At 67.4% G+C, this 7,850-nt stretch carries 8 protein-coding genes and 1 pseudogene; 3 read left to right on the top strand and 6 right to left on the bottom strand.

The annotated features are described in order from the left end of the window. A pseudogene (locus RMO85_RS07830) lies at positions 1-501 on the bottom strand (IS21 family transposase); the annotation flags it as partial. Between the two features lie 152 nt (positions 502-653). Between RMO85_RS07830 and RMO85_RS07835 the strand changes: the two are divergent. Further along, entirely contained in the window at positions 654-1,010 is a 357-nt protein-coding gene (locus RMO85_RS07835; protein WP_310528172.1) for a hypothetical protein, read from the top strand. 138 nt (positions 1,011-1,148) lie between these two features. On the opposite strand, the gene RMO85_RS07840 is transcribed toward RMO85_RS07835, so the two are convergent. The 3 genes from RMO85_RS07840 to RMO85_RS07850 form a co-directional block, all read right to left on the bottom strand. Next, positions 1,149-2,105 carry a proline iminopeptidase-family hydrolase gene (locus RMO85_RS07840; RefSeq protein ID WP_310528173.1) on the bottom strand — a complete coding sequence of 319 codons (957 nt, stop codon included), beginning with the start codon at positions 2,103-2,105 and terminating at the stop codon, positions 1,149-1,151. 185 nt (positions 2,106-2,290) lie between these two features. Beyond that, positions 2,291-2,758 (bottom strand): DUF1622 domain-containing protein, encoded by a 468-nt coding sequence (locus RMO85_RS07845; RefSeq protein ID WP_310528174.1) that lies wholly within the window; start codon positions 2,756-2,758, stop codon positions 2,291-2,293. Between the two features lie 37 nt (positions 2,759-2,795). Further along, positions 2,796-3,608, bottom strand: coding sequence for a hypothetical protein (locus RMO85_RS07850; RefSeq protein ID WP_310528175.1), 813 nt, complete (start codon positions 3,606-3,608; stop codon positions 2,796-2,798). Positions 3,609-3,828: 220 nt separating this feature from the next. Here RMO85_RS07850 and RMO85_RS07855 point away from each other — a divergent pair, with 220 nt between their 5' ends. Continuing rightward, positions 3,829-4,716, top strand: coding sequence for an alpha/beta fold hydrolase (locus RMO85_RS07855; protein WP_310528176.1), 888 nt, complete (start codon positions 3,829-3,831; stop codon positions 4,714-4,716). A 302-nt stretch (positions 4,717-5,018) separates the two neighbouring features. Here RMO85_RS07855 and RMO85_RS07860 read toward each other — a convergent pair whose 3' ends face one another. Next, on the bottom strand, positions 5,019-5,489 hold the full coding sequence (locus RMO85_RS07860; protein ID WP_310528177.1) for a hypothetical protein: 471 nt from the start codon (positions 5,487-5,489) through the stop codon (positions 5,019-5,021). A gap of 188 nt (positions 5,490-5,677) precedes the next feature. Beyond that, positions 5,678-6,694 (bottom strand): Atu2307/SP_0267 family LLM class monooxygenase, encoded by a 1,017-nt coding sequence (locus RMO85_RS07865; RefSeq protein ID WP_310528178.1) that lies wholly within the window; start codon positions 6,692-6,694, stop codon positions 5,678-5,680. 403 nt (positions 6,695-7,097) lie between these two features. Here RMO85_RS07865 and RMO85_RS07870 point away from each other — a divergent pair. Next, positions 7,098-7,850 (top strand): hypothetical protein (locus RMO85_RS07870; protein ID WP_310528179.1); only part of this gene is annotated, 753 nt, incomplete at its 3' end.

Here is a 7,850-nt window from a genome sequence, read left to right on the forward strand (position 1 = left end):
CAGGAATCCCAGTGTGGTGGCGGCCTTTTCATCAGCGGCGAACCGGACGAACCGGAACCGCGACCACGCCAGCACCGCGCAGAACACGTGGACGCCGTTCAGGACACCCCAGTCGATGATCAGCGTCTCTCCGGGCGCCCAGACCCCGGGGCGACGACCCCGACCAGGGTTCACGTGACGCCAAGTGGCCTTGGCCTCGGCGACCAGCCGGCGGAAGTTCCGCGCCGATCCGACATAGCCAGCAGCGCGTGCCTCGGGCAGCAACCGCTTGGCCGAGATCCGACCAGAGGTGGCCTTGACCCGTGCCGCGACCACGTCGACAACGTCGTCGTAGTTCCTGGCCCGCGGCGTCCGTTCGAGCAGGACTCCACCGGCCTCGTGGGACTCGATGATTCTCTTCACGGTCTTGTGAGTGGTCCCGCAGATCGCGGCCGCACCCCGATAAGTGCCCACGTCTCGGTAGGCGGAAATGACGTCCATACGCTCTCTCGCGTTCTTCAATGGAGACCCCTGCGTGGTGATGTGGCTGGTTGGTACCGCCACCGTCACCACGCAGGGCCTCACGGCTCGCTACGACACGACGAACGAAGAGTGGGGACTTCTACCTGGCCAAAACCGGGGACTCAGACTTGGCCACCAGTGGGGACTTTCTCATGGCCACGGACATCTTGTGGGAGTGGGGACAGCGGCGCAGTGAGCTCAGCCCGAAGTCCTCTATCGCGGGCCTGATGGAAACAGACGCTGCGGGACTCGCAACGCTGGTCAATCAGATGTCGGGCATCAACTACTTGGATCAGGCCGCGATCGTCCGCGGCGCGGCGTTCACCCTGCTCCGGCTCATCGGGCACTTGAGTCAACAAGATCGCGAGACAGCGTTGCGCTGCATCGACTACGAGATTACGACGACCACTGACCCCAGTTGGCTCTCAGAGGAAGCCAGAAATCAACTGCTGCCCCCTCTACACACTCAGCGCGCAGACCTTCTCTCCTGGAGAAACCCAGAGGAGTGACCATTGCGTAGGAGCCCCCGTCGCACGTGCGTTTAACCGCCGCGTTAGCACCGTGCAGAGATTCCGCTCGCGAGATGCTGCGTCGCGCCGGCTGGGCGATGCCCGCCTCGGTGAGGCAACTGTCGTCGGGCTCGTGATTCAAAGTGAGTGCAGGAAGTCGATCAACCCTGGGAAGTAGTGCTTGGGGTCGTCGAACTGTGACAGGTGGCTGCCTTCGGGGCAGTGCAGGTAGCGCCCCTGAGGAAGCTGCTCCGACATCCATCGCATATGCGCGGGATCCATCGTGTCGTGGGTGGCTCCGATGACCAGCGTCGGCACGTTGACGTCCGCAAGGTCATTGGAACGGTCCCAGCTTTCCAGGGTGCCGCTCATCCCGAGTTCGCTGGGACCTTGCATAGGCACATAGATCGCCGGGTTGATGTGGGCCAGGGATCGGGTGACCGGGTCCGGCCAGTCCTCGATGGGCAAGCGGCATACGTGCAAGGCGTAGTGGTGCTCCATCAGTAGTTGCTCGTAGCGGGGGTCGTCGGTGGTGCCCTGGGCCTCGAACTGTTTGATCTCGCCCAGCACACCCTGGTCCATCGCGGGCATGAGGACTTCGTTGGCGTACGCGTTGTACAGCCGCGAGCTCGACATCATGTTGGAGATCACCAGACCCTTGAGCTGGTCCTGGTGGTGGACGGCGTACTCCAGTGCCAACAGCCCACCCCACGACTGCCCGAGAAGCACGAAATTGCTGCTATCGAGGGCCAGCGCCTTCCGAACCTGCTCGACCTCGTCCACGAAACGGGCCAGGTCCCACAGCTGCGGCTCGTCTGGTTGATCGCTGCGGAACGATCCGAGCTGGTCGTAGTAGTAGTACTCGATACCCGCCCCGGGGAACCAGGTGTCGAAGCATTCGTAGAGTTCGTCGGTCGCTCCAGGGCCGCCGTGCAACAACAGCACCTTGACGTCCGGGTTGTTGCCGACCCGTTTGGTCCACACCCGGAAATCGCCGGCCGGCGTGCTGATCGGCAGCATCCGTGAGCCACCCGAGATCACGTCGCGCGGATCCCATGTCGAAGTATCGAAGTACGAGGCCGATGAGGACTCCATGGTCGCAACCTACCCCCGAGGTGCGGCCGCGCGTTGGCTGCGTCATGCGCGCGGCGCCTGTAGCGGGTGGTGGCTCGTCGGCGGCTTTCGGATCCTCCTCGTACCGCCACGTGAGTGCGTCTTGTCGCCGCGTCTGACTCGCTATCCCGCACGGCCATCCCTCACGGTCCCCGTGCAGGACGCGGTCAAGCCGGGGCGTCGCGTTCGTGTTTGATGGTGCCCCTCACGTCCGGCCCGCGCCGCCACGGCAACGTGCCTTCGAGCTCGACCTCGAGGGAGAAGCTGAGGAACGTCCTCACCAAGACGATGAGGCCGAGTGCCAACGCGCTTTCCAGAGTGGGATCGACCGTGATGGTCAGGACGATGTCGGCGATGATGAGCAGCTCCAGCCCCAGGAGGATTGCGCGACCCACGCTTCGCCGCGCAGTCTCGTACGCATCACGCAGACCACTCCGTCGCGCGACAATCACCGCGTGCGCGAAGGCGCCGAGAGCACCGAGCACAAGAACGAGGACGCCACCGATCTCAAAGCCGTGCACCACGAGTTCCATGAGCTCGTCGAAAGTGACATCGATCATTGCTCCACCCTCGCACCTCAACACGTAGTCCGTGTCACCTCGGGACCGGAGCACGCCCCGGCCGACGATCAGCAAGCCTCCGGGTGGACCCGCCATCAATCCATGAGGTGCCTTAGCTCTCGCCCTTGACGCCGAAACGGGTGGCCCACAGCCCGGTCCCCCATAGTGCAACGGCGACCGCGATACCCCATCCGGCAGCGAATAGGCCGGGGAGTTCGCCCAGGCTGCCCACGAGTTCCGGGTACTTGGCGGAGACGGCGCCGAACCACATCGCGCATCCCGCCGACGGCAAGATCGCGAGCCACCAGCCTGCCACCCCGTTGGCCAATGCCAGCACGGCAACCGCTGCCGCGACAGGGACCGCCAGGGCAAACCCGGCTTGCATGGGTAGATGCATCAGGTACCAGGTGTCGTCGTCCCTCACGCCACTGCGTGCTGCGTCCAAGACGTCCCGCGCGTGCACCAGCGCGGCCCCCATCGCGAGTGCCACCAGCGCGTCCACCGGCCAGAACGCGGGCGTTTCAAGGGGGCGACGCAGCGACCACCGCGGCGCCGGTCGCCACATTCGCGGGAACGCTGCGGACGCAGCCACCAGTAGCGCCACGAACACCTGACCCCACGCCGGCGCGGTGATCCCGGCAACCAGAACCGCCGCCGCGATCCCAGCCACCTGCGGCCCTACCCACCCGGCCGGCCGAACCGCCCACGCGATCAGGGGCATCGGAAGCAGGAACGTGTACAAGAGCCCCCAGCTCGTTTCCAGGACGACGAACGGCATGAAGTCGGGGAATTCGGACGGGATGATCGCGACGAGGAAGTCGATGATCCCGAAGAAGCAGACTGCCCAAGTCAGTGCGACCACGCTGGCGCCCACACGGGACCCCACCGCCCGGTCGGCGGTGCCGAGACCAGCTGTGGTCGCCACTTCGTAAGTATCCCACTGCGAGGGACTACGTCCGTGGCCCCGGACTTGGAGCGACCCAAAGCCTCGACGCTCACTCACCGGCACGCACTCAATTGCGCGACGAGCGCCGTGAGCACGTGCGTCTTACCGCCGTCTGTCGGCGCTCGACGAAGCAGGCCTCATCACCGGCGAGGTTCTAGTACGTGATGACCTCGCACGGTTTCCTGTCAGGATCGACCGCATGAGCGAACGCATCCAAGTCCCCGGCCCCGACGACCGCATCATCGAGGTGCTGACCGGAGGCGCCGACGACGGGTTCTGCCTGCTCTTCCACGGCGGCTCGCCCTCAGCGGTGGCCGAGTGGCCGGCACTCGACGACGCGGCCCGCGCGGCAGGACTGCGCGTGGTGACCTACTCGAGGCCCGGGTACGGCGCCTCGACACCGCGCGCCGTGGCAGGCGTGTACGCCGATGACGTGGTCGAGTCGGTCGCCGTGCTCGACCACCTCGCGGTCGACGAGTTCGTCACCGCCGGCTGGTCCGGCGGCGGCCCGCGGGCCCTGGCGTGCGCGGCGCTGCTGCCCGAGCGGTGCCGGGCCGCGGCGACGATCGCCGGCGTCGCGCCGTACGACGCCGACGGTCTGGACTGGTTCGCCGGCATGGCCGACGAGAACCACGCCGAGTATCACGCCGCCGAGCAGGGCCGCGACGTCTACGGCGCCTTCCTGCAGCGGAACGTCCTGCCCGTCCTGCTCGCATCCCCCGAGGAGCTCGCCGACGCGATGGGCGGGCTGGTGACGCCAGTCGACAAAGCCTTCCTGGACGCGCCCTTCTGCGACTGGCTGAGCCGCACCTTCAACCACGCTGCCGCGCAAGGCGTGGTCGGCATACGCGACGACGGGCTTGCGGCGGTCGCCCCGTGGGGCTTCGCCCTGGCCCACATCCTGGTGCCGGTCGCCGTCTGGCAGGGCCGTCAGGACGCGATGGTGCCGTACGCCCACGGCGAGTGGCTCGCCAAGCACGTGCCGACCGCCCAGAAGCACCTGTTCGAGGACGAGGGCCACCTGTCCCTGATCACCCAGTTGGACCGGATCCTCACCGATCTCAAGCGGCTCGGCGGGGTCAGCTGATCGCGTAGCTGGCCCATCGCCCGTCTTGGCAGCGGCGACGACGGAGTGCGCGGGATGGCCGTAGGACGGCGGCATCGGCATCGGCACGCGAAGCGACTAGCTCGGCGCACGGGCCGGCCAGCGTCATAGCGCCGCGAATGCCCGCGTCGTACCCCAACCGCCCAGTGCCCGACCCGCCCACGCCTCCGTTGACGATCTCGCCGTGCACATCGGCGCGAGTCTTTGCCATCGGGTCCCACCAAGCTTGGAGCGTCTCGGGGTCTGTCGGATCCAGTCGGCCACCTCGCCGCCGACTCCGTCGGTCAGTCCCGAGCCGCCCGGTGACCCCACTCGAGGGCGCTCTCACGGGATCGCGCGCGACCGCGAAGCGAGATGGTTGCCCGGGGGCGGCCCGTCGTACCGCGCTCGGCGGCCCGCCGGGCCCCGGCGACGACGTGCACGCGCTGCGTGAACACCACGAAGCGAGCCTCCTCCACGAGGCTCCCCGTCGGGGTCACGTCCACCGCGAGCCACAACCCGTCCGGCTCGAAGCCAACGACGGCCTTTCCCGTGCCGGGGCGCTCCTTGCCCACGGCGGACGAGGTGACCTGGAGGTCGAACTCGACCGCTCGGGCGTGCGCACCGCGGGTCATCCGCAGCAGCTGCGTTGCCTCGACGAACGTCCGCTCCTCCGACGAGATGACGCCGGCCGGGATCCACGGCGCCCGTGGGCCGGTGGCGTCCATCCCGGGTCGGATCTTGTCCCCGTTGACCCAGACATCTCCCCAACTCATCCACGTATCCTCGCACTCGTCCCCGGCCCGGTGTCCGGAGGAAGTGAGGTTGCCGACTGCGTACGCTCCAGATCTGCAGCCGGTGCCGCACGCGAATCGCGTGCGTCCCTCCGCCGCTACAGCACCACGCAACGACGCGGCCTCGAACAGGCCGCCCGTGGCCACGCATCTAGAACCGGTGACCACCTCTACGCAGTCGCCACGAGCGGGGCAACTTCGTTGCCGAGGAGCTCGATACCGCGGAGAAGGTCGTTGTGGGCCAGCCGCGGGTTGGTCATTTGCAGAGACAGTCGGTTCACCCCACCCAGCTGTTCGGAGACGCGATGGATCTTGTCGGCCACCGTCTGCGGGTCGCCCATGAAGAATGCGCCGTTCGGGCCCGACGTGGCGTCGAACTGTTGCCGGGTCGGCCGGGGGAAACCTCGCTCCCTGGAGACCTTGGTGAACATCTCCTCCCATCCCGGGTAGATGGTGTCCGCCGCTTCCTGGGTGCTACCGGCGACAAACCCGAACACGTGCAACCCCACCTGAAGCTTGTCCGGCGAGTGACCGGCCTGAGCGCCCGCGCGCCGATATAGCTCCACGAGCGGAGCAAACTGTCGCGGCTCGCCGCCGATGATCGCCACCATCAGCGGCAGGCCAAGCAGTCCGGCGCGGGCGAATGACTCGGGGGTCCCGCCGACACCGACCCAGATCGGAAGCGGGTCCTGAACCGGGCGCGGATAGACGCTCTGACGGACCATGGCCGGACGATGCCGCCCCGACCAGGTCACCTCGGCAGCATCGCGGATCCGCAGCAGCAGTTCGAGCTTCTCGGTGAAGAGCGAGTCATAGTCGGCGAGGTCCAGTCCGAAGAGAGGGAAAGCCTCCGTGAACGAGCCGCGGCCCACCACCAGATCAATCCGTCCCTTTGAAATGATGTCCAAGGTCGCGAACTGTTGGAATACCCGCACCGGGTCGGCCGCACTCAACACCGTTACAGCGCTGCCGAGCCGGATGCGCTCCGTGCGGGCGGCTGCGGCCGCGAGGATGATCGCTGGGGCCGAATCGAAGTAATCGCTGCGGTGGTGCTCGCCGATGCCGAAGGAGTAGAGCCCGACGTGGTCCGCGAGCGTGATCTCCTCCAGCAGGTGCTCCATCCGCTCCGGAGGCCCGATGACGTGGCCGGTGGCGGGATCCGTCACGGTGGAGACAAAGCTGTCCACGCCTAGATGCATCGTTCCCTCTCCTTGCTGATCGGGTGGGTCGACCCATCGTTCCACGCTCGCGAAGCCTCAGTCAGGGACGCGTCATACCGCCGGCTGTCGGCGCGTACCGAAACGGCCGCTCATAGCCGATGTGCGGGCGACGCCGCCGGCGCTGGCTACGTGTGTGCAGTTCGGTCGGCTTCTTGCTGCGAACGACGACTATGGCGGCACGTGCGGCACGTTCCAGCCCTTCCTGTCGAATACCTACAGGCAAAGCGGCTTGCCTTGGCGTGCATCCGCAGCCGCGAACCGAGCATCGGCCCAGTTCTGTGCGGACAAGTTGTTCCTGGACGCCGCGCTGAGGGGACGCGCGAGACGACGGTGTCGGGAACGTCGCGGGCGGCGGTGGCATCCTGACGCCATGCACCCCGTCCATGTGTGGATCCGGTCCGAGTCGCGTGGCACCGAGCGGCGTGCGCCCGTCGTACCCGCCGACATCCCCCTGTTGATCGACGCCGGGTTCCAGGTGACCGTCGAGGAGTCGACCCAACGCATCTTCGCCGTCGAGGAGTACGCCGCGGCCGGGGCCTCCCTCGCGGGCGAGGGCACCTGGGCCGACGCACCCGACGACGCCTACGTCCTAGGGATCAAGGAGCTCCCCGACGAGCCAGAGTCACTGCGCCACCGGCACATCTACTTCGCGCACGCCTTCAAGGGCCAGGAGGACGCGCCGCGCACCCTGGGACGGTTCCACCGCGGCGGGGGACGCCTGCTCGACATCGAGTACCTCACCGGCGATGACGGCAGGCGGGTGGTCGCGTTCGGCTACTGGGCCGGCTACGTGGGCGCCGCCCTCGGCGTCCTGCATCTGGCCGGCACGCTGACCGCGCCGCTCGCACCGATGGCCAAGCACGAGCTCGACGCTGAGCTGGAGCAGGCTGGGAAGGCCGGAACCGACGAGCTGCTCGCGCTGGTCACCGGGGCGCGGGGGCGGTCCGGGCGAGGAGCGCAGCAGGCACTGACGACCGCTGGGATGCCGGTGACCTCATGGGATCGCGAGGAGACGCGGGACCTGCACAAGCAGGCGCTCCTCGGCCATGACCTGCTGGTGAACTGCGTCGTCACGCACAGCCCGACTACTCCGTTCGTGGAGCAGTCGGACCTGGACCACGAG

Source organism: Nocardioides sp., assembly GCF_031422975.1.
In the GTDB taxonomy this organism is placed as follows: Bacteria; Actinomycetota; Actinomycetes; order Propionibacteriales; family Nocardioidaceae; genus Nocardioides.

What these genes read in the sequence shown, in the direction of transcription:
- RMO85_RS07835 (WP_310528172.1), top strand. Translation starts at nt 654, where the DNA reads ATGGCCACGGACATCTTGTGGGAGTGGGGACAGCGGCGCAGTGAGCTC.
- RMO85_RS07840 (WP_310528173.1), bottom strand. Translation starts at nt 2,105, where the DNA reads ATGGAGTCCTCATCGGCCTCGTACTTCGATACTTCGACATGGGATCCG.
- RMO85_RS07855 (WP_310528176.1), top strand. Translation starts at nt 3,829, where the DNA reads ATGAGCGAACGCATCCAAGTCCCCGGCCCCGACGACCGCATCATCGAG.
- RMO85_RS07860 (WP_310528177.1), bottom strand. Translation starts at nt 5,489, where the DNA reads ATGAGTTGGGGAGATGTCTGGGTCAACGGGGACAAGATCCGACCCGGG.